General features: G+C 61.6%; 22 protein-coding genes. 14 read left to right on the top strand and 8 right to left on the bottom strand.

Annotated elements, in window-relative coordinates:
* Position 1: 1 nt before the first annotated feature.
* Positions 2 to 478 (bottom strand): Lrp/AsnC family transcriptional regulator, encoded by a 477-nt coding sequence (locus J5J09_RS07255; protein WP_208548996.1) that lies wholly within the window; start codon positions 476 to 478, stop codon positions 2 to 4.
* Positions 479 to 602: 124 nt separating this feature from the next.
* On the opposite strand from J5J09_RS07255, the gene J5J09_RS07250 reads away from it, so the two are divergent.
* The gene (locus J5J09_RS07250) at positions 603 to 1508 is read left to right on the top strand and encodes a DMT family transporter (RefSeq protein ID WP_208548995.1); all 906 of its coding nucleotides are present in this window, start codon (positions 603 to 605) and stop codon (positions 1506 to 1508) included.
* Between the two features lie 77 nt (positions 1509 to 1585).
* On the opposite strand, the gene J5J09_RS07245 is transcribed toward J5J09_RS07250, so the two are convergent.
* Positions 1586 to 2197: a L,D-transpeptidase gene (locus tag J5J09_RS07245; RefSeq protein ID WP_208548994.1), complete on the bottom strand. Its 612-nt coding sequence runs from the start codon at positions 2195 to 2197 to the stop codon at positions 1586 to 1588.
* A 112-nt stretch (positions 2198 to 2309) separates the two neighbouring features.
* Positions 2310 to 3230, bottom strand: coding sequence for a DMT family transporter (locus J5J09_RS07240; RefSeq protein ID WP_208548993.1), 921 nt, complete (start codon positions 3228 to 3230; stop codon positions 2310 to 2312).
* Positions 3231 to 3329: 99 nt separating this feature from the next.
* Here J5J09_RS07240 and J5J09_RS07235 point away from each other — a divergent pair, with 99 nt between their 5' ends.
* Positions 3330 to 4100, top strand: a complete 771-nt coding sequence (locus J5J09_RS07235) for a helix-turn-helix transcriptional regulator (protein ID WP_208548992.1) — start codon at positions 3330 to 3332, stop codon at positions 4098 to 4100.
* Positions 4101 to 4103: 3 nt separating this feature from the next.
* Here J5J09_RS07235 and J5J09_RS07230 read toward each other — a convergent pair whose 3' ends face one another.
* Positions 4104 to 5249 (bottom strand): low temperature requirement protein A, encoded by a 1146-nt coding sequence (locus J5J09_RS07230; protein ID WP_208548991.1) that lies wholly within the window; start codon positions 5247 to 5249, stop codon positions 4104 to 4106.
* A gap of 212 nt (positions 5250 to 5461) precedes the next feature.
* On the opposite strand from J5J09_RS07230, the gene J5J09_RS07225 reads away from it, so the two are divergent.
* Both J5J09_RS07225 and J5J09_RS07220 read left to right on the top strand, forming a co-directional pair.
* On the top strand, positions 5462 to 5695 hold the full coding sequence (locus J5J09_RS07225; RefSeq protein WP_208548990.1) for a type II toxin-antitoxin system VapB family antitoxin: 234 nt from the start codon (positions 5462 to 5464) through the stop codon (positions 5693 to 5695).
* A complete protein-coding gene (locus J5J09_RS07220) occupies positions 5692 to 6057 on the top strand; it encodes a PIN domain-containing protein (RefSeq protein WP_208548989.1) in 366 nt (121 codons plus the stop codon). The genes J5J09_RS07225 and J5J09_RS07220 overlap by 4 nt, the downstream gene beginning before the upstream one ends.
* 7 nt (positions 6058 to 6064) lie before the next feature.
* Here the strand turns inward: J5J09_RS07220 and J5J09_RS07215 are convergent, their stop codons facing one another.
* Complete coding sequence (locus J5J09_RS07215; protein WP_208548988.1) at positions 6065 to 7729, bottom strand: electron transfer flavoprotein-ubiquinone oxidoreductase; 1665 nt, start codon at positions 7727 to 7729, stop codon at positions 6065 to 6067.
* Between the two features lie 235 nt (positions 7730 to 7964).
* On the opposite strand from J5J09_RS07215, the gene J5J09_RS07210 reads away from it, so the two are divergent.
* From J5J09_RS07210 to J5J09_RS07185, 6 genes are all read left to right on the top strand, one after another.
* Entirely contained in the window at positions 7965 to 10178 is a 2214-nt protein-coding gene (locus tag J5J09_RS07210) for a hypothetical protein (protein WP_208548987.1), read from the top strand.
* Positions 10179 to 10495: 317 nt separating this feature from the next.
* Entirely contained in the window at positions 10496 to 11239 is a 744-nt protein-coding gene (minC, locus tag J5J09_RS07205; protein ID WP_208548986.1) for a septum site-determining protein MinC, read from the top strand.
* A gap of 31 nt (positions 11240 to 11270) precedes the next feature.
* On the top strand, positions 11271 to 12086 hold the full coding sequence (minD, locus tag J5J09_RS07200) for a septum site-determining protein MinD (RefSeq protein WP_208548985.1): 816 nt from the start codon (positions 11271 to 11273) through the stop codon (positions 12084 to 12086).
* Entirely contained in the window at positions 12083 to 12346 is a 264-nt protein-coding gene (gene minE, locus J5J09_RS07195; protein WP_208548984.1) for a cell division topological specificity factor MinE, read from the top strand. Before minD ends, minE begins: the two co-directional genes overlap by 4 nt.
* A gap of 141 nt (positions 12347 to 12487) precedes the next feature.
* Positions 12488 to 13891 carry an FAD-binding oxidoreductase gene (locus J5J09_RS07190; protein WP_208548983.1) on the top strand — a complete coding sequence of 468 codons (1404 nt, stop codon included), beginning with the start codon at positions 12488 to 12490 and terminating at the stop codon, positions 13889 to 13891.
* A gap of 118 nt (positions 13892 to 14009) precedes the next feature.
* On the top strand, positions 14010 to 14921 hold the full coding sequence (locus J5J09_RS07185; protein ID WP_208548982.1) for an NAD(P)-dependent oxidoreductase: 912 nt from the start codon (positions 14010 to 14012) through the stop codon (positions 14919 to 14921).
* A gap of 14 nt (positions 14922 to 14935) precedes the next feature.
* Here the strand turns inward: J5J09_RS07185 and J5J09_RS07180 are convergent, their stop codons facing one another.
* Positions 14936 to 15862 (bottom strand): DMT family transporter, encoded by a 927-nt coding sequence (locus J5J09_RS07180; RefSeq protein WP_208548981.1) that lies wholly within the window; start codon positions 15860 to 15862, stop codon positions 14936 to 14938.
* A 178-nt stretch (positions 15863 to 16040) separates the two neighbouring features.
* On the opposite strand from J5J09_RS07180, the gene J5J09_RS07175 reads away from it, so the two are divergent.
* From J5J09_RS07175 to J5J09_RS07165, 3 genes are all read left to right on the top strand, one after another.
* Positions 16041 to 16826, top strand: coding sequence for an SDR family oxidoreductase (locus J5J09_RS07175; protein ID WP_208548980.1), 786 nt, complete (start codon positions 16041 to 16043; stop codon positions 16824 to 16826).
* 97 nt (positions 16827 to 16923) lie between these two features.
* Positions 16924 to 17148 (top strand): hypothetical protein, encoded by a 225-nt coding sequence (locus J5J09_RS07170; protein ID WP_208548979.1) that lies wholly within the window; start codon positions 16924 to 16926, stop codon positions 17146 to 17148.
* Between the two features lie 49 nt (positions 17149 to 17197).
* Positions 17198 to 17401: a hypothetical protein gene (locus J5J09_RS07165; RefSeq protein ID WP_208548978.1), complete on the top strand. Its 204-nt coding sequence runs from the start codon at positions 17198 to 17200 to the stop codon at positions 17399 to 17401.
* 59 nt (positions 17402 to 17460) lie between these two features.
* Here J5J09_RS07165 and J5J09_RS07160 read toward each other — a convergent pair whose 3' ends face one another.
* Complete coding sequence (locus tag J5J09_RS07160) at positions 17461 to 18099, bottom strand: hypothetical protein (protein WP_208548977.1); 639 nt, start codon at positions 18097 to 18099, stop codon at positions 17461 to 17463.
* Between the two features lie 116 nt (positions 18100 to 18215).
* Entirely contained in the window at positions 18216 to 18998 is a 783-nt protein-coding gene (gene blaOXA / locus J5J09_RS07155) for a class D beta-lactamase (RefSeq protein WP_208553310.1), read from the bottom strand.
* A gap of 145 nt (positions 18999 to 19143) precedes the next feature.
* Between blaOXA and J5J09_RS07150 the strand changes: the two genes are divergently transcribed.
* Complete coding sequence (locus tag J5J09_RS07150; RefSeq protein WP_208548976.1) at positions 19144 to 20028, top strand: LysR family transcriptional regulator; 885 nt, start codon at positions 19144 to 19146, stop codon at positions 20026 to 20028.
* Positions 20029 to 20057: the final 29 nt, after the last annotated feature.

The following is a 20057-nucleotide window of genomic DNA, read 5'->3' as shown; positions in this document are numbered from 1 at the left end:
TCTACCCCCTCGCCGGCGGCAGCTTCAGCGGGCCGCCGGTCTTCACCGAGCGGATGGCGAAGTTCGAGCGAATATCTGTCACCTGGGGCAGGACGAGCATGCGCTCGGTCAGCAGTCGCTCGTAGGCAGCGAGGTTTTCGACCACGACTTCCGCCAGGAAATCGAGGTCGCCGGAAATCATGTAGCAGGAGACGATCTCCGGGATTTCCATCAGCGCCTGCTGAAACTCCTGTGCGTTCTCCCGGCTGTGGCGGATCACCTTGAAGGCTACGAAAACGGTAAGCTCGAGCCCTACCGCCTGACGATCCAGGTCGGCGCGGTATCCCCTGATCACACCGCGCTCCTCCAATGCCCGTATGCGCCTGAGACATGGGGACTGGGAGAGGTTCACCTTTTCGGCGATCTCGACATTGGTCGCCCGCGCATTGTCCTGCAGAGCATCTATGATGGCGACATCGAATTCATCGAGTTTTGGCAATAGCCCCACCTCTAAACCGGATCAGCGCAATTTTCTGCCAACCAGATACGATTATGGGGCAGAAATGGCAAGGACATGTCAGTGCAGCACCGGGTATTATCACAGCGCTTCCGGAGACCCGACCATGACCGCAGCCACCCCCGCCGCTTCCCCTTCCCTGTCCGCCGGCCTTGGCGCCCTCTCCGCACTCTCGGTGGTGCTCATCTGGGCCGCGTGGCTGGTCTCGACGCGTCACAGCGTCGGAACCTCCCTAACCGCACTTGACCTCAGCCTCTTGCGCTATGGCATTCCCGCAATCGTGCTGACGCCTGTTCTCATGCGGACAGGCATCTGGCCGAAGCGGGTCAAGAAGTTGCCCCTCGTGTTGATGGTTCTTGGATCGGGTGCCCTCTTCTTTCAGATCGTCGGCTTCGGCATGCGGTCTACGCCGGCCTCCGCCGCAGGCGTATTGCTGCCCGGCACGATGCCGCTCGCCGCGGCCCTCATCGGCATTCTGGTTCTTGGAGAAAGACCGGATCCGTTGCGCCGTCTCGGCATTCTCGCGATCCTCGCCGGCGGGCTGCTGTTGTTGTTCGGTAGCTCCGCCGATGCCGGGTTGACGTGGAAAAGCTTCGTGATCCTGCCGATCGGCGCGACGCTGTGGGCGGCCTATACCCACGCCTTCCGCCATTCCGGGCTGACGGCGTTCGAGGGAGGCGCACTGATCTGCTTCTGGTCGACGGTCATCAACCTCCTGCTTCTGCCGTTTCTCGGCACGCACCTGCACGAGGCACCGATGGCCGAAATCGGATTGCAGGTGGTGACGCAGGGCTTGCTGTCGGGTCTCGCCGCGACCGTGCTCTATGGAGCCGCCGTACGGTCGCTTGGAGGCACGCAGGCAGCCGCCTATACCGCCGTCACACCGGCCGCCGCCGCCTTTGGGGGCGCGTTCTTTCTCGGAGAGCCACTCGGCTGGGCGACGATCACGGCCGCGATGATCACCGGGGTCGGGGTGCTTCTGTCGACCGGGATTCTATCGCGGCGAACTTAGATACATACTGCATAAATATAAAACCCCGCCGGGCGGTTTCGCTTCGGCGGGGTTCCACAGAGTGGGCTCGGATCAGCTCAGGCCTGCAGGACGACGACTTTACCGCCGACCTTGGCGCGCTGGTAGAGGTCGATCACATCCTGGTTCATCATGCGCACGCAGCCGGACGACATGGCCTGACCGATCGACCAGGGCTGGTTGGTGCCGTGGATGCGGAACATGGTGTCGTTGCCGCCACGATAGAGGTAAAGCGCGCGGGCACCGAGCGGGTTGTTCGGGCCGCCGGGCACGCCGCCGGCATATTTCATGTTCTTTTCCGGATTGGTGCGCAGCATGTTCGGCGACGGCGTCCAGCTCGGCCATTCCGCCTTGCGGCCGATATAGGCGGTGCCGGCCAGGGCATAGCCGTTGCGGCCGACGCCGATGCCGTAGCGCATGGCGCGTCCACCGCCAAGCACGTAATAGAGCCGCCGAGCCGGAGTATCTACAACGATGGTGCCGGCAGCGTGGGTGGTCGTGTAAGCGACCTCCTGCCGGCGCAGATCCTTGTCGAATTTGTCGAGCGGGATCTTGGCGATCTTGTAGCCATTGTCCTCAACCTGACCGTAGTTGGCGTGATCGCTGTTGGTTTGGCAGCCGGCAAGAAACAGCGGCAGGCCGATCAGGAGGCCACGGCGGGAAATCGTCATCGGATGATCCTTGGTAATGCGTCGGAGTTGACGCAAACTAAGGATTTTATGGTTAATGAACTGCTAATGCTGGTTGGAGCGCGTTCATCAATGCGTCGAAAATGTGGGAGCTTCAGCCAGCCTTCGGTATAGGACGGCGGCTCGACACCCCGACCGCTACGCCGAGCAAGGCCAAGCCGCCGCCCAGGAGATGGTAGCCCTGGAGGGCTTCGCCCAGCACCAGCCAGGCAAGCGTCGCGACGAACACCGGGACAAGGTTGATGTAAAGCGCGCTGCGTGCCGCTCCCAGCTTGCGGATCGCCTGCATCCACAGAAACGGAGCCAGCAGCGAGGTCGGCAGCGCGGCGAACAGCACCAGCGGCAGGCTCTCCGCCGTGACCGGCGAGATGTCGCTCATCAGCCAGAGGGGAAAGAGCACCAGAACCGCAAACCCGATCTGCCACCACAGTTGCGGCCACATCGGAAGCGCCAGCGACCAGCGCCGCAACAGCACGCCGTAGAAGGAATTCGCCACAATGGCGACCAGCATCAGTACGTCGCCGATATGGACACCGCTTCGCACAAGCTCTGCAAGATCGCCGCGTGCGGCGAGAAAGACGAGGCCGACGAGCGAGACAAGCCCGCCGAGAATCGTCCGGGATGTCAGCCCCTCGCCCGCGAGCGCAGACGCCAGAAGCACCGAGATCAGCGGCATGGACGCAACGAGCACGCCCATGTTGACCGCCGTTGTCGTCTCCGCCGCCACATACGCCAGGCACTGGTAGATAACCATGCCAAGCATGCCCAGCACGAAAAGCTTGGGCAGGTACGCGAAAGCGAGCGCTCGGTGGCGCCAGACGCTCGAAGCGACCAGTGGAGTCAGCACTGCAAAGGCGATAAGCCAGCGATAGAACGAGATCGATTCCGGCGCGATGACACCAGCGGATGCTTTGGTGACGATCGTGTTTCCCGACCAGATCAGAATCGTGGCGATGGGGTAGAGAGCATCGGCCAAAGCGGCAGACCGAGTTTCACCTATTGCCGTATCCACCATTGGTCTTCTCCTGCCGTCCGCGCTTCGGGTCTCTCCTCTAGCAACTGTCGAAAACGCGTTATATAGCGAATAACGGAAATCATATGACGGAGTCCGGTCATGGTCATCGAATATGGTGGAGTTGATGGCGAGCCGCCGGAGCCAATCTATTTCCGAACCGAGTATTATCCGGCCGGCATGGTCTTCCCGCCGAAGCGGCAGGTCTGGGGCGAGTTGAACTATGCGCTGCAGGGCGTTGCAGAGATCACGGTCGAGGGCGTTCGCTATCTCTCGCCGCCGCAATATGCGATCTGGATTCCGCCAGACGCCGAGCATGATGCCAGCAACCGTCGCGACATCCGCTATGTCACCACCTACGTCGCGCGCGACCTCTGCCACGATCTGCCACAAAAGCCATGCATGCTGGAGCTTGGACCGCTTCTAAAGGCGATCCATGCGGATTTCGCCGAGCGCGGTATCCGGCATCCCAGAACGGAGGAGGACTTGCGGCTGGCGATGGTCATCGTCGACCGCATCCGCTCGGCGCGCCGTTTCGATCACTATCTACCCGTTTCCGACGACCCGCTCGTCGCACCAATCCTCCTGCAATTGCAGGAGAACCCCGGGGACCGGAGATCACTGGCGGAGTTCGGACGGCTTGTGGGGAAAACGGAGAGAACCCTGTCGCGCAGGTTCCAGGAGAGGCTTGGCATGTCGTTCAACGACTGGCGACAGCGGTTGCGCGTGCTGGCCGCGCTGTCGCTTCTGGAGGACGGTCACAGTGTCCAGGCCATTTCGCGCCGCCTCGGCTACGGCAATCCCTCGGCGTTCATTGCCATGTTCCGGCGGCTGACGGGAACGAGCCCCAAGGCCGGGCGCGCCGGTTCCTGACAGTCAGGCGATCGCGGATTTGCCCCGAGACAGGATGGTCTCGACCACGAGCAGGAGAAGAAGGATGCCAAGCGCCAGCGCCACCAGAGGCGTGCCATGAATTCCGTGAACGAACGCGGCCAGCGCCCCGAAGACGATCGCTCCGAGCAGTCGGAGCACGAGCGGACCTAGACCGGCGATTGCGCGAAAGGCGGCATCGGCAAGGAGGTAAAGCGCCAGGCCCCACAGCAGGATGGCGTCGGAGCCGTGAGCCGCATCGGCACCGTGCCCGCCGGTATAAGCAGCCAACGAGACTGTGCCCACTTTTAGTCCGGCTGCCACAAGGATCAGTCCGGCGATCATGAAGAGATGCGCCCCATTATAACCGAACAGCGCAATGCGCGTGCGCTTCCTGTTGTCGGCCTGCAGCATGCGGTGTTCCGCCAGCGCATCGTCACGGTCGAAGTAACTCCACCACAATGTGGCAACGAGCGCGACAGCCAGGAGAAGCATGGCAAACGCACTGAGGTCATGCGGCAGGCCACCAAAGCCGCTGCCGACGGCGATGATGATCTCACCGAGCACAATGATCAGCAGCAGTCCGTGGCGCTCGACGAAGTGGCCGGCATCGAGCGCGAAGCCATCCCCAGTATTGGCGATGGTTACGACGACGTAGAGGAGCGCCGGCGCCAGGAGCAGGATCCAGGACCAGTCCGCCTCGATCATGCCGGCGGCGATCACCAGCAGGGCTGCGGCGATGTTGAAGGGCACGATGCGCAGCATGGCGCGCGCGGCCGGTTTGCCGCCCTGCCAGAGAAACGCAAGGAAATGCAGGGCGACGATGTAGAGATAGGCAAGACCGAAGACCAGCCGGCCATCGCCATTGCTCTCTGGAATGGCGAGCGCCATCACGAGGAAACCCGCCATCGCCGCGACCAGCACCAGCCGCATGGTCTTCGGCGTATGCGCGTGATTTGTCAGCCAGATGTAGCCGCCATACATCCACCAGACCAGCATCAGCACGGAGAGCGCATAGAGGTAGTCGACCGCCCCATGGGCGTGCTCGACGAGGTGGGTGATCTGCGTGATCGTGAAAACGAAGACCAGGTCGAAAAACAGTTCGATCGTCTGGGCGCGAAAGGGCGCCGGGTGCTCGCTCATGCCGGACATGCAACCTCCGCCGCCGCGTTATCCCGGAAGAAAACAACGTGCGGGCGTATCTGTCCAGAGGCTGTGTTTGGTTGGAGAGGGGATTTCGCAGCCACGCCGTAAGCTCACTGCTTCTGATGTGGTCGACGAAACGTGCTATTCGTCTGTTCTTAGGCTGCTGCGTTGAAAATGCCATCATCTGATGCTATTTTTGATGCATCAGGAGAACGCGAATGAGAACGACGGTAACGCTGGACGACGACCTCGTTGCGAGGGCTCAAGAGATTACGGGGATCAAGGAAAGATCCGTACTTTTAAAAGAAGCCCTTACAAGGCTGATACAGGACGAAGCCGCGCGTCGCCTCATCATGCTCGGCGGCAGCGCGCCCGATCTTGAAGCTCCGCCAAGACGCCGCTGGAACCTTGATGGGACTTGGGGCGGATCAGACTGGGACAAGTCAGAGTGATATTGCTCGACACGTCGATCTGGATCGATCATCTCCGAAGACGAGAAGAACATGTCGAATTTCTGCTGAAACGGAAGCAGCTTCTGGTCCATCCCTTCGTGATGGGCGAAGTGGCGCTCGGTTCAATGCCGAACTATGATTTGGTCCTTCAATCGCTCTCCGAACTGCCGCAAGCCAAGGTGGCGAAGGACTTGGAAGTTCTGGTGTTGATCAGGCAACATTCCCTCATGGGCAGCGGCATTGGTTATGTCGATGCCCATCTGTTGGCCTCGGCAAGGTTGCTCGATGGCACACGCTTGCTGACTCGCGACAAGCGACTCGCGAGGATCGCGGAGGCGCTTGGCCTAGGATATACGCCGTGATCTACCGCTACATATTCGGATAAACCGGCCCCTCGCCGCCCTGTGGCGGCACCCAGGTGATGTTCTGGTTAGGGTCCTTGATGTCGCAGGTCTTGCAGTGGACGCAGTTCTGGGCGTTGATCACGAAAACCTCGTCACCGTCCTTCTCTACCCATTCATAGACACCGGCCGGACAGTAGCGGGTCGAAGGACCGGCATAGACGCCGAGTTCGGAGCGCTTCTGCAGGTCCATGTCCTTCACCTTGAGATGAACCGGCTGGTCCTCCTCGTGGTTGGTGTTGGAGAGAAACACCGACGACAGGCGATCGAAGGTCAGCACGCCATCGGGCTTCGGATAGTCGATCGGCTTGTGGTTCGCAGCCGGCTCCAGGCTCTCGGCATCGGTCTTCCCGTGCTTCAGCGTGCCGAAGACGGAGAAGCCGAACAGCTGGTTGGTCCACATATCGAGGCCGCCGAGCGCCACGCCGATCGCCGTGCCGAACTTCGACCACAGCGGCTTGACGTTGCGCACGCGCTTCAGATCCTTGCCGATCGCGGTGGAGCGCCAGGCGTTCTCGATCTCGACCGGCTCGTCATTGGCCCGGCCGGCGGCGATCGCCTCGGCGATCTTCTCCGCCGCCAGCATGCCCGACAGCACGGCGTTGTGCGACCCCTTGATGCGCGGCACGTTGACGAAGCCGGCGGAACAGCCGATCAGCGCGCCGCCCGGGAAGGAAAGCTTCGGCACCGACTGGTAGCCGCCCTCGGTAATCGCGCGGGCGCCGTAGGACAGCCGCTTGCCGCCCTCGAAGGTCGAGGCGATCGCCGGATGGGTCTTGAAGCGCTGGAACTCCTCGAACGGGAAGAGATAGGGGTTCTTGTAGTTGAGGTGCACGACGAAGCCGACGGCGACCATGTTGTCTTCGAGGTGATAGAGGAAGGAGCCGCCGCCGGTCTTCATGCCGAGCGGCCAGCCGAACGAGTGCTGCACGAGGCCGGGCTTGTGGTTCTCCGGCGTGACCTGCCAGAGTTCCTTGAGGCCGATGCCGTATTTCTGCGGCTCGCGGTCCTTCTGCAGGTCGAATTTGGCGATCAGCTGCTTGGCCAGCGACCCACGCACGCCTTCCGAGATCAGAACATACTTGCCGAGCAGTTCCATGCCACGCGTATAGTTGGGACCCGGCTCGCCGTTCTTCTCGATGCCCATGTCGCCGGTGGCGACACCGATCACTGCGCCCGCATCGTTATAGAGCACTTCGGATGCGGCAAAGCCCGGATAGATCTCGACGCCAAGTTCTTCCGCCTTGGTCGCAAGCCAGCGACAGACATTGCCGAGCGAGACGATGTAGTTGCCGTGATTGTTCATCAGCGGCGGCATCAAGGCGTTCGGCAGTCGGATCGAGCCGGCAGGGCCGAGGAACAGGAAGTGGTCGTCGGTGACTTCCGTCTTGAAGGGATGGCCCTCTTCCTCGCGCCAGCCGGGCAGCAGCGCGTCAACACCGATCGGATCGACCACGGCCCCGGAGAGAATATGGGCGCCGACTTCAGCACCCTTTTCCAGCACGACGACCGTCAGGTCCGGATTGACCTGTTTGAGACGGATCGCGGCAGACAGGCCCGCCGGCCCCGCGCCGACGATCACCACGTCGAATTCCATGCTCTCGCGCTCAGGCAGTTCCATCGCCTCGGTCATATCCTCACCTTTTTCTTTCCTGGTGCCCCGATTTGCCTCCTTCCTTGGCAAAACGAAGCCCGCTTGTCGAGCCACGACGCGACAGGCAATGGCCTATTTCGTCTTCGTGGACAGGCATGCGGAAAAGTCTAAATTACGCTTACGTTCACGTCAATATTTGCCGCCCCTCCCACGAGATTGACCAGATTAGCGAACGATGCAATCTAAGGCTGCTGAGGCAGCTGTAGGGGGTGAAATGACAAAATACAAAGCCGATATCCAGGAGCTTGTGAGCACAATACGACGTTCGCCAAAGAAATTCGATTTCCTGACAGGAGCGGGGCTCTCAAAATCGGCGGGAATTCCTCTAGCGAGCGAACTCGTCAGACAGATTGCATCAGATTATCCCGAGCGGATCGACAGGCTCCCGAAGGGGCAACGCACTGACTATGGCGCATGCATGAACGAACTATCCATCGATGAGCGCCATGACTTTCTCGACGAATATTTAAAAAAATCACGCATAAATTGGGCCCATATTGCCCTCGCCTGCATGATGAAGGAAAAGCATGTGAGGCGCGTTTTAACGTTCAACTTCGACAACGTTCTGGCTCGTGCTTGCGGCCTTCTCGGGCTCTATCCGGCGACATATGACTTTGGCATAGCGCCAGCGGAGGAAGTCGATTTTTTGTCAGACCCTTGTATCGTCCACTTGCACGGTCAAGGCGTCGGCCCTGTGATGATGAACTCGACGAGGGAAACGGCTAACCACGCGGACAAGCTAAAGCCGCTCATCACCAATGTGTACAATAACGCAAATCTACTTGTAATCGGCTACAGCGGCGAGGCCGATCAGGTCTTCCCGATACTCAAAGAGTGCTACCATGGCCGCCGGCATATCTATTGGGTAGGTTATTCTGAAGCACCAAGGCAACACATCCGAGATCTTCTTAATAGCGATCACGGTCGATACTGCCATTATCTCGGAGGTGCGGATGCTGACGCCTTCATGATCGAGCTTGCACAGGAACTTGGCTGCTTTCCTCCCAAAGTTTTTGCCGATCCTGCGGGCCATCTAAAGACCGAGCTTACGGAAATAGCACCGTTTCCCTTGGAGATGACGAGGCAGTCGATCGACCTTCTGAAGGACACGACAGAGCGACTGGATTTGCACCGCGATGCGCTCAGGTTCTCGCCCACGCAGAAAGCAGTTGTTGAAGGAAGACCGGAGGACCTTATTGACCAACCCCCCACCCCCAATGAAACTTCTGATAGAATTAACGATATAGACGTTGAGACACAGGCTTGGGCGCACTTTTCTCGTGCTTGTCGCATTGCGGAGGATGCGGAACTCGGAAACGACATAGAACTGTATTTGTCGGCAGCTGTAGAATACGGAAAGGCGGCAAAGCTCCGACCAAATTTTCCCGAAGTTTTCAACAACTGGGGCAATGTCCTAGTAGACTTGGCCAGACTCAAACAGGAACCGGCACTTTTAGAGCAAGCGTTCGAGAAGTACCAGAAGTCCTTAGAACTCAACTCCGACGATGCGGCTCTCTTCAACAACTGGGGCGTCGCTCTCTCGACCCTAGCCAAGTTCAAGCAGGAACCGGCGCTGCTGGAGCAGGCGCTTGAGAAGTACGAGAAGTCCTTGGAACTCAACCCCGACAATGCGACTCTCTTCAACAACTGGGGCGTCGCTCTCTCGACCCTAGCCAAGTTCAAGCAGGAACCGGCGCTGCTGGAGCAGGCGCTCGAGAAGTACCAAAAATCCTTCGAACTCAGGCCCGACAATGCAGATCTCTTCAACAACTGGGGTATCGCTCTGTCGGACCTAGCAAAGCTCAAGCAGGAACGGGCACTATTCGAGCAGGCGTTCGAGAAGTACGAGAGATCATTGGAGCTCAACCCCAACGAAGCGGATCTCTTCAACAACTGGGGCAATGCCCTGTCAGGCCTTGCAAGGCTCAAGCAGGAACCGGCACTATTCGAGCAGGCGTTCGAGAAGTACGAGAGATCATTGGAGCTCAATCCCAACGAAGCGGATCTCTTCAACAACTGGGGCAATGCCCTGTCAGGCCTTGCAAGGCTTAAGCACGAACCGGTACTATTCGAGCAGGCGTTCGAGAAGTACGAGAGATCATTGGAGCTCAACCCCAACGATGCGGATTTCCTGAACAACTGGGGCATCGCTCTCTCGGAACTAGCGAGGCTCAAGCAGGAACCAGCGCTGTTCAAGGAAGCTTTGAAAAAGGTGGAGCACGGCGTAGCTCTGAATCCTGCGGCAACCTATAACCGCGCGTGTATACTTGCCTTGCTAGGCGATGCGGAAGGCTGTCAGAAAGACTTGGAGAAGGCGCTGCGCAGTGGCACTTTGCCGCTTGCTCAACACCTCCTTGAAGACGACGATCTGCGTTCCGTTCGCGATGAGGCATGGTTCCAGTCGCTTCTGATGCAAGCAAGCAAATAGATCGGACGGGCAGAGGCGACTGCAACAAGCCTCCATAGCCGTCAAAGGTGAAGCATGCCGTGGGTTGGCGGTCGAAGGTGTTATTTCGCAGCCGACTGACTAACGAACAGCTATCGAGTGTTGGTGCATGAGCGCACGATTTCCATCTCAGCGTGAAAATCAGTTGGCAGCAACTGCACGACCCGACGCCGATGCATCGTCGCAGCAATTATCTATCTGTGAACAAAATTTAAATCAGCGCCCCTTCTCCGCCTGACCGTTAACCCTTCGTTAACCACGACGCAGATAGCTATTTTCGAAATGATTTCTTAACCGAGATGAGCAAAGTGCTAACAGAAGCTCGTGCAATCCGCATCAAGGGCCGCTCCTTCCTCGCGGTCGTCCTGACCCCGGAACTGCCGGTCGCAGACTGGCTGGCCCGGCTGGAAGACCTCGCCGCGCGTTCGGCGGGTTTCTTTCTCTCGCGTCCCGTCGTGCTCGACATCGCCGAGCTCGATATCAGCCGTGCCGAGCTGCGGGAGCTGATCGACGAGCTCGCCGCCCGCAATGTCCGGATCATGGGCATCGAGGGTGGTCGACCGTCGCTGTTCGATGCCACGATGCCGCCTCAGCTCAAGGGCGGGCTCGAAGGCGCCGAGATCGAAGTGCCGGAAGACAATGCAGGAGAGCGCAAGCCGGCCGCCGTGCAGAGGGCCGCCGAAAAGTCCGGCCCCGCTTTTGCGGTACACGGCTCTTCCTCGCTGGTGCTGCGCGAGCCGGTGCGCTCCGGCCAGACCGTGATCTTCCCCGAGGGTGACGTGACCGTGCTCGGTTCGGTCGCCTCGGGTGCCGAAGTCATCGCCGGCGGCTCGATCCACGTTTACGGCACGCTGCGCGGACGCGCGCTCGCCGGCACGTCCGGCAACCCCAGCGCGGCGATCTTCTGCCGCAAGCTCGAGGCGGAACTGCTTGCCGTCGACGGAATCTACAAGACGGCCGAAGACCTGCCGCCGGAAATGCTCGGCAAGCCCGCGCATCTGTGGCTCGACGGGGAATCGATCGTTGCCGAAACCATTGCCTGAGCCGTCAGCGGCCGGACCAGAGGAGAAGAACATGGCCAAAGTCATCGTCGTCACATCGGGCAAGGGCGGGGTCGGCAAGACCACGACCACCGCCGCCATCGGGGCCGCGCTCGCCCAGCGCGGCGAACGCACCGTCGTCATCGATTTCGACGTCGGCCTGCGCAATCTCGATCTCGTGATGGGCGCGGAACGCCGCGTCGTCTACGACTTCATCAACGTCATCCAGGGCGATGCGAAGCTGCCGCAGGCGCTGATCCGCGACAAGCGGCTCGACAACCTCTTCCTGCTCGCAGCCTCCCAGACCCGCGACAAGGACGCGCTGACGACCGAAGGCGTCGATGATGTCATGGAACAGCTGAAGCGCTATTTCGACTGGATCGTCTGCGACAGCCCGGCCGGTATCGAACGCGGCGCCACCCTTGCGATGCGCCATGCGGATGCCGCCGTTGTCGTCACCAATCCGGAAGTTTCCTCCGTTCGCGACTCCGACCGGATCATCGGCCTGCTGGACGCCAAGACCCAGAAGGCAGAGCGCGGCGAGCGCATGGAAAAGCACCTGCTGCTCACCCGCTACGACGTCAACCGCGCCGAGCGCGGCGACATGCTGAAGGTCGACGACGTGCTCGAAATCCTGTCGATCCCGCTGCTCGGCGTGATCCCGGAAAGCACCGATGTACTGCGCGCCTCGAACCTCGGCACGCCGGTCACGCTCGCCGATCCGCGTTCCGCCCCGGCCATGGCCTACAGCGAAGCCGTCCGCCGGCTCGCCGGCGAGGACGTGCCGGTCACCATGCCTGGCGACAAGCGCGGCATCTTCGACAAGCTCTTCGGCCGGAGGGCAGCATGAACATATTCCGGATTTTCCGCCGGGAAAGCTCGGCGCCAACCGCTCGGGAACGTCTGCAAGTGCTCCTCTCACATGAACGCCTCGCCGGCGACCCGTCCGACCTCGTGACGCTTCTTCGTGGCGAGATCGTCGCGGTCATCGCCCGGCATGTCAACATCGACCCTGACAAGGTTGTCGTCACCATGGATCGCGGCCCGACCGTCTCGGTTCTGGAGATCGACGTCGAGATCCCGCTGCAGCAGGACATGAAGGCGGCCTGAGGCCAGCCCTGTCAACCATCATCGCCGGCGTCCGCGAAAAGCGAGCGCCGGCGGCTTCGTTTTGTGGCAAGAGCTAACGCCGATTGTCTAGGGTCTCCGCCGGAGCTACAGATTTTCGATCTTCTTCCAGCAGAGCCGCCCATGCCCCTCCCCCCTCTCACGCCCGAAGATATCCTCGAAAAGATTGCCGGTCTTCATCCCGATCTCACCGTCCTCGGACCGGAGGTCCTGCGGTCGCGCCATCCGGGCGAACATCCGGACAATTTCGCGGGCGGCGTCATGGCGCAGCCATCCTCGACGGAGGCCGCCGCGACGCTCGTGCGCTGGTGCCGTGAGAACGACGTCGCAATCGTGCCCCAGGGCGGACTCACGGGGCTCGTCGGCGGCAATGTCAGCCACGCCGGCGAGGTCATCCTGTCGTCGTCGCGACTCAACCGCATCGTTTCAGTGCATGCCGATGAGATGACAGTGGAGGTCGAGGCGGGCGTCGCGCTGGAAGCCTTGCAGCAGGCGCTGCTGCCGCTCGGCCTGACGACCGGCATCGATCTCGGCTCGCGCGGCACGGCGACGGTGGGCGGCATGGTGTCCACCAATGCCGGCGGCATCCTCGCCTTCCGCAACGGCGTCATCCGCCATCAGGTGCTGGGGATTGAGGCCGTTCTGCCGTCCGGCGAAGTCTATTCCGACATGACGCGGGTGGTGAAAGTGTCCGCCGGACCGGATCTCAAGCATCTCTTCATCGGCGGCGAAGGCGCGTTCGGCTTCGTCACCAAGATCGTGCTGAAACTGGAGCCTATCCGACCGCATCGCGCGACAGCCTTTGTCGGCGTGGGTGACGCTGCTTCGGCGCTGGCCGTCATTCGAAAGTTTCGCTCGAGATCGGGCATCCTGCTGGAGGGTGCCGAACTGATGTGGCCGCGCTATATCCGCGACCACGCGGCGCTGAAGGGATTCGACCTATCCTGGCTGGAGGGCGAGGATACAGCTGCACTGCTGTTGTCGGTTTCGGCCGAAAGCGAAGAGACGGCGTTGACCGCTCTGGAAGAGGAGCTTGAGACCCTCTGGGAGCCGGTCGGCATCAAGGGCGCGATCCTTGCTCAGTCGCTCGATCAGGCCCGGAAATTCTGGGATATCCGCGAGGACTCCGGCTTCTACTACGCCGAAATCCCAAACGCGCCCTCTTTCGACATCTCCGTGCCGCCAAGTTATCTGGACACCTATGTGGCGGGAGTCGCCGAACGGCTGAAGGCAATCGATGAGTCCTACGATTTCTACGTCTACGGCCATATCGCAGACGGCAACCTGCACCTGACGCTGAAAAAGCCGGGACCGCTACCCGAGAGCGAATTGCTGGCGGTGGAAGGTGCGATCTATTCGGGGGTGCAGGCGGCGGGCGGCTCGTTCTCGGCCGAACACGGCGTCGGACTGGAGAAGCGGCATGCCTACGAGGCCAATGTTCCGAAGGCAAAACGGGATCTCGCGCGGTTGATCAAACAGGCTATCGATCCCCAAGGGCTTTTCAACCCCGGCAAGGTCCCCTTCTGACGCGGCGCAACCTCTACAAGCTGCCCTCCCAAAAATCGTCCAAAGCGGCCCAAATCTCCGTTTGAAGCGCGGCACGGTTTCGCGCACTCTCCCGGCACAAGAAACGGGGAACGACGCAATGACGATTACATACGGTTTCATCGGCCTCGGCCATCTCGGCCGGCATCTGGCCGGCAGTCTGGTGCGGGCGGGTTTTTCGGTCGTGGTCAACGATCTCGACCGCGGCAATGCGGAAGACCTGCTGAACGCAGGCGCCCGCTGGGCGGATGATCCGCAGGCGGTCGCCGAGGTCGTCGATGCCGTCATCACCTGCCTGCCCTCGCCCAAGGTGAGCGAGCGGGTACTGACCGGCGAGCGCGGCATCCTCTCAGGGCTCAAGAGCGGCGGCACCTGGATCGAGATGAGCACGCTCGACGAACAGGAAGTTCTGCGCCTCGGCAAGATCGCCGGCGAGCGCGGCGTGCGAATGCTGGAGGCGCCGGTCACCGGCGGCGTACATCTCGCCGCGACGGCGGAGATCACCGTGATCATCGGCGGCGACGAAGACCTCTACGCCCTGCACCTGCCGGCCTTCCAGGCCATGGGCAAACGCATTTTCCGGGCCGGTCCGCTCGGCAAGGCGGCGGTGATCAAGGTGATCACCAACATGCTGGCCTTCATCCACCTGATCGCCACCGGCGAGGCGCTGATGCTGGCCAAGAAGGGCGGCATCGACCTCACCGACGCCTTCAACATCATCAAGGCGTCCTCCGGCAACAGCTTCGTGCACGAGACCGAGGGCCAGGTGATCCTGAACGGCAGCTACAACATCAACTTCACCATGGACCTTGCCTGCAAGGACCTGGGCTTCGCGATGGGCTTCGGCCGCGACTTCGGCGTCCCCCTCGACCTCGCCTCCCACGCCCTGCAAACCTTCATCCGCGCCCGTTCCGTCTACGGCGGCGACGCCTGGTCGTCCCAGGTGGTGAAGCTCCTGGAGGATGCCGTCGGCACCGATCTGCGAGCGCCCGGCTTTCCGGCGGAGCTTTGACCGGTTGAACGCGGCTATTCCGCCGGTGCTCTCGTCTTGAGCCGACCCCGCACCCACGGCCAGGCGCTGACCATCAGGATACCTGCGATCACGGCCGCCGCGCCCGCCAAGAAGGGCGGCGTCAGCGGATCTCCGAGCAGCAGTACACCGAGCGTCACACCGAAAAGCGGGGTGATGAAGGAGAAGACGCCGAGCGCCGAGGCCATATATTTCGTCAGCAGCCAGAACCAGATGAGGAAAGAGAAGAAGGCGACGACGAGCGACTGGAAGGCAAGATGGGCAAAGAGTGCCACAGTCGGCACGATATCGGCCTTGCCGGTCAGCACCGCCGTGCCCACAAGGATCGCGAAGGCGCCGACGAGCTGGTAGAACAGCGTGTGCGTCGCTGGGATGCGCGAGAGCCCGGTCGAGCGGATCAGCACCGTGGTGGAGCCCCAGAGCGCACCGGCGAGCAGGGCCATCAGATCACCGCGCAGCGTGACGCCTTCCGCCGCCATGCCCTCACGTCCCAGAAAGGCGATCGCGATACCGCAGGCGGCAAGGCCGATCCCGACCCATTGCATGGACGCCAGCCGTTCCGACGGCAGCTTCCAGTGCAGGCCGAGGCCGGCGAAGATCGGCGCGGTGTACATGAAGACGACGACATGCGAGGCGGTCGTGTGCTCCAGTGCCGCGCCGACCATGAGGAACTCGATGCCGAAGATCAGGCCGGCAAGAGCGCCGATCGCCGCCGTCCGGCCGGTAAAGGCGATATGTCCCCCCCGAAACCGAACGAGCAGCCAGACACAGAGCGCGGCGACGCCCGAGCGTATGCCGATCTGAAGCACCGGCCCCGCCAGCGGTTCGGTCGCCTTCAGGCCGATCTGCTGGATCGCCCAGATAAAGCAGATCAGCAGCATCAGGGAGATGGCGCGTATGTCGAGTGGCTTGCGGCTGTCCAAGGTGTGCTTCCCCCTCTGTTTTTCATCCTCGTCTAGCATCGCCGTGACGGGAAGAACATAACGGGTTGAAGACGTTGCCTGTCGAGAACACGACAGCGGGTCGCACCCGCCCTTTTCTTTTGCCCCTCGCCCTTGCTAGGGTCCGCCCAATGCAAATCATCTCTGGAAGGAAATCGCCATGGATCTCGGATTGTCGGGCAAACGCGCCCTCGTGCTGGCCGCCTCGCGGGGGCTTGGCCTCGGCATTGCAAAAGCGCTTGCCGCCGAAGGCTGCCAGGTTTTGATCTGCGGCCGTACGGAAGAAAAGCTGAAGGCCAATGTCGAGGAGATGCGGGCCGCGGGCGGCAAAGCGGACTATGTCGTCGCCGACATCGCCGACGCGCATTTCGCCGACCAGATGATCCACGCCGTGCACGACAAGCTCGGCGGCATCGACATCCTGATCAACAATACGGGCGGCCCGACGCCCGGGATGGCGGAGGAGATGGATGCGGACAAGCTCTACACCTTCTTCCAGTCCATGGTGGTGCGGGTGATCACGCTCACCAACGCGCTGGTACCGCTGATGAAGACGCAGGGCTTCGGACGGATCGTCACTGTGGCGTCGTCGGGCGTCTTCGAGCCGATCCAGAATCTCGCGCTCTCCAACACGCTGCGCGGCGCACTGGTCGGCTGGAACAAGACGCTCGCCACCGAAGTCGCCTCCTATGGCGTGACGGCCAACATGCTGCTGCCCGGTTCGATCCACACAGATCGCATCGACGAACTCCAGGCCGCCAATGCGAAGCGGACCGGCAAGCCGATCGAGGAAATCCGCGAAAATGCGCTGAAGTCGATCCCGACGGGACGTCTGGGACGGGTCGAGGAATTCGGCGCGACGGCCGCCTTCCTCTGCTCGGTGCAGGCAAGCTACATCACCGGCAGCATGATCCGGGTCGACGGCGGCGCGGCGAAGTCGCTCTGAACGACAACCGCCCTGCGACCGGTTGTCGCAAATTCCTCTGGTGAAACGGTGAAGCTGCGCTATAGTGGTGCGACAAATCGTTCCACCGGAGGAGTACATGGAACAGATTCGTTTCGGCCTGACCGTCATCGGCGGTCTCATTCTCGTCGTCGGCCTGCTGTGGGTCGGTCATGGCACCGGCGCGATCAGCCTTCCCGGCACCGGTTTCATCTCGAAGGAAAGCGTCTGGGTGATCAACGGCGCGCTTGTCGCGGCCTTCGGTCTCCTGGTGCTGGTTGCCACCCGGCGCCTGCTGCGCAAGGATGGCACCCACATCCACTGAAGCGGTGGCCGTTCCCGGACGGGCATCCGCCCGTCGAAGGGAGAACCCCATGACCATCGCACGACGTCTCATCCGCATCGTCGCCCTTCTGGCGATCATCATCGGCATTGTCTGGGTCGGCCAGGGCACGGGACTTTTCCCCTACCCCGCCTCCAGTTTCATGATCAACCAGGCGCCGTGGGTGCTCTACGGCATCCTTCTGGCTGCGGCGGGCATCGTCCTGATGTTCGTCTCCCGCCGCTTCGAGCGCTAGTTGGGGCAAAGCACGTGTGACGGCCGATATTGCAAACCGTCGGCGGCGTGCTTCAAATTTCAGTGTGAGGATGGTGCGCTTGAGGTCGTCTTCTGACGAATCTGGTCCATCAGTTCCTCCATGGCGCTGGTCAACACGGCAATCTGCTCCGCGTTCTGTCTGGAGGTCGACTGCGCCTCGACGGCCTGAGACACCGACGAACTGGCGGCCATTATTCCATTACCAAACTGAGTTGCCCCAAAGGCGAACAAGCCGAACAAAACGGCCACGATGGAAAACGCCGTGCCGACGATGAAGGTCTTGGACGGCAGATGGGCCAGCGAAAGTTGCGTTTGATGTTGCGTATCTTTCAACGTCGCCTGCAAGGCGCCGATTTGGGCCGCGATATCGGTTCTCAGATCGCCCACTCCCCGGTCGATGCGACCTTCGAACGCGGCAAACTCACTCTTGAGTTCGGCAACGCTGCGCTCCACTCGGGCTTCCGTTCGCTCAAGCTTAGCGTCGATTTCCTCGCGAGTCACAGTCCAGTCCTCATACGTTGAAGCCGTAGGCTTCTTCCATTCGGTCTCGATGCCAAGATAGGGCGCCGTCGCCGCGCGGACAACTCCCGAGTTGTCGACGATAAATATCAGTTTGTCCTCAGGAGAAGGCGCGGTCAGCGGCATTCGCGCCTGAAAACCAATCATCGGCTCACGCATCTGCGACCTGCGGGAAATCATGACAGCTAGAGGTTAACGAACAATAACAACTTATAGGAGTGTGTCGAGTCAATTCTAATCGATATTGCAGCGTTTCAAGCCTGTCCGTGGCTAGCTCAGAAGTCTTCCGCCAGTTTCGGCAGATCGGCGATCAGGCTGTCGCGGGTGGCGAAGCTGATCGGCTCCTCCTGCGGCCGGTCGGCGACGCGCATGCGGGCGAAGACCAGGGTTTGGCCGTCCCGTTCGGCCCAGCCGACGAACCAGCCGAGCGGCCGGTTGCGGTTGGTCTTGCCGGCCTTGTCGCGCAGCCAGCCGCTGCCGGTCTTGCCTTTCACGGTCCAACCGTCCTTCGCCTCGAACCGGGGCGTGATCGCCTGAGTATAATCAAAGGCCGCATCGGAAATCGGCAGAGCGCCCGTCAGGAAGCGCCGCAGGAAATCGACCTGCTGGTCGGGCGAAATCAGAAGCGAGGACATCAGCCAGGATTCCGTCAACCCGTCGGAGCTCGGCCCGCCGGAAACGTTGCGATTGCCGTAGCCGAACCGCTGGACATAGTCGGCGAAGCGGTTTTCGCCGAGCTTGCGGGTGATCTCCTGCGAGTACCAGACGATGGAGTCCTTTTCCCAGATCGTCGGATCGACGGATTTCTGCTCCCGCTTCGAGCGTTTGAACTCCGGCTTGTAGTCCCAGCGCGGCGTCTTCTCGTCGATCAGGATGCCCGCGTCATAACCCATCATGGCCAAAGGCAGCTTGAAGGTCGACTGCGGATAGAAACCCTTGTCGCAGGTCCCTTCGCGGTGCAGGACGTCGCCGCTGTCGAGATCGGCGATAACGGTACAATGGATGATATCCTTCGCAGAGACGACCGACGGCAATGAAAACGCCCCGAATGCGGCCATTCCCAGCGCCACCACAAACTTCCTTCGCAAAACCATGCTGCTCTCCCGCGTTGACTGCCGCTCCTCTCTAATCGCCGATGGCCGCCGGCGACAAACGATGATATCTGCGGCGAGCCATCAATTTTTCTAGGGCTTGAGGAATGTCATGGTTCGTCCGCATCTGCCGCTTAACGCGCTGCGCGCCTTCGAGGCGTCTGCCCGGCACCTGAGCTTTACCCGTGCGGCGATCGAGCTCTGCGTGACCCAGGCGGCCGTCAGCCATCAGGTGAAGGTGCTGGAGGAGCGGCTTGGCGTCAGCCTGTTCCGCCGCCTGCCGCGCGGGCTGATGATCACCGAGGAGGGGCAGGCGCTGCTGCCGGTGCTGAAGGATGCCTTCGACCGGATGGCAGCGACGCTGGAACGCTTCGAGGGCGGGCATCTGCGCGAGGTGTTGACGATCGGCGCGGTCGGCACGTTCGCCGTCGGCTGGCTGCTGCCGCGCCTTGCCGAGTTCCGCGCCCGCCATCCGCATGTCGATCTCAGGCTCTCGACCAACAACAACCGCGTCGACATCGCGGCCGAAGGGCTCGACTTCGCCATCCGGTTCGGCAACGGCGCCTGGCACGATACGGAAGCGCACGCCCTGTTCGAGGCGCCGCTGTCGCCGCTGTGCATTCCGGCCATCGCGCGAAGCCTGAAGCGGCCCGACGATATCGCCGGCCATACGCTGCTGCGTTCCTATCGCCGCGACGAGTGGCCGATGTGGTTTGCCACGGCCGGCAGCGCGGCGCCGCCGGTGCACGGGCCGGTCTTCGATTCCTCCTCTCTCATGGTGGAGGCGGCGCTGAGCGGCATGGGGATCGCGCTCGCGCCACCGCTGATGTTTGCACGACATCTCTCGGTGGGAGCGCTCGAACAGCCCTTTCCGATCGCCGTCGCGACCGGTTGCTACTGGCTGACGCGGCTGAAATCAAAGGCCGAAACACCGGCCATGGTAGCCTTCCGTTCGTGGCTCGACGAGGCGACAACGCCGTTGCGCACCTCGGGCTGAGCGACTTCCAGCAAAGGTCGGCCCCACCC

Source organism: Ciceribacter sp. L1K22, assembly GCF_017599385.1.
In the GTDB taxonomy this organism is placed as follows: domain Bacteria; phylum Pseudomonadota; class Alphaproteobacteria; order Rhizobiales; family Rhizobiaceae; genus Allorhizobium.
This window is presented reverse-complemented; position numbering and strand designations above follow the sequence as displayed.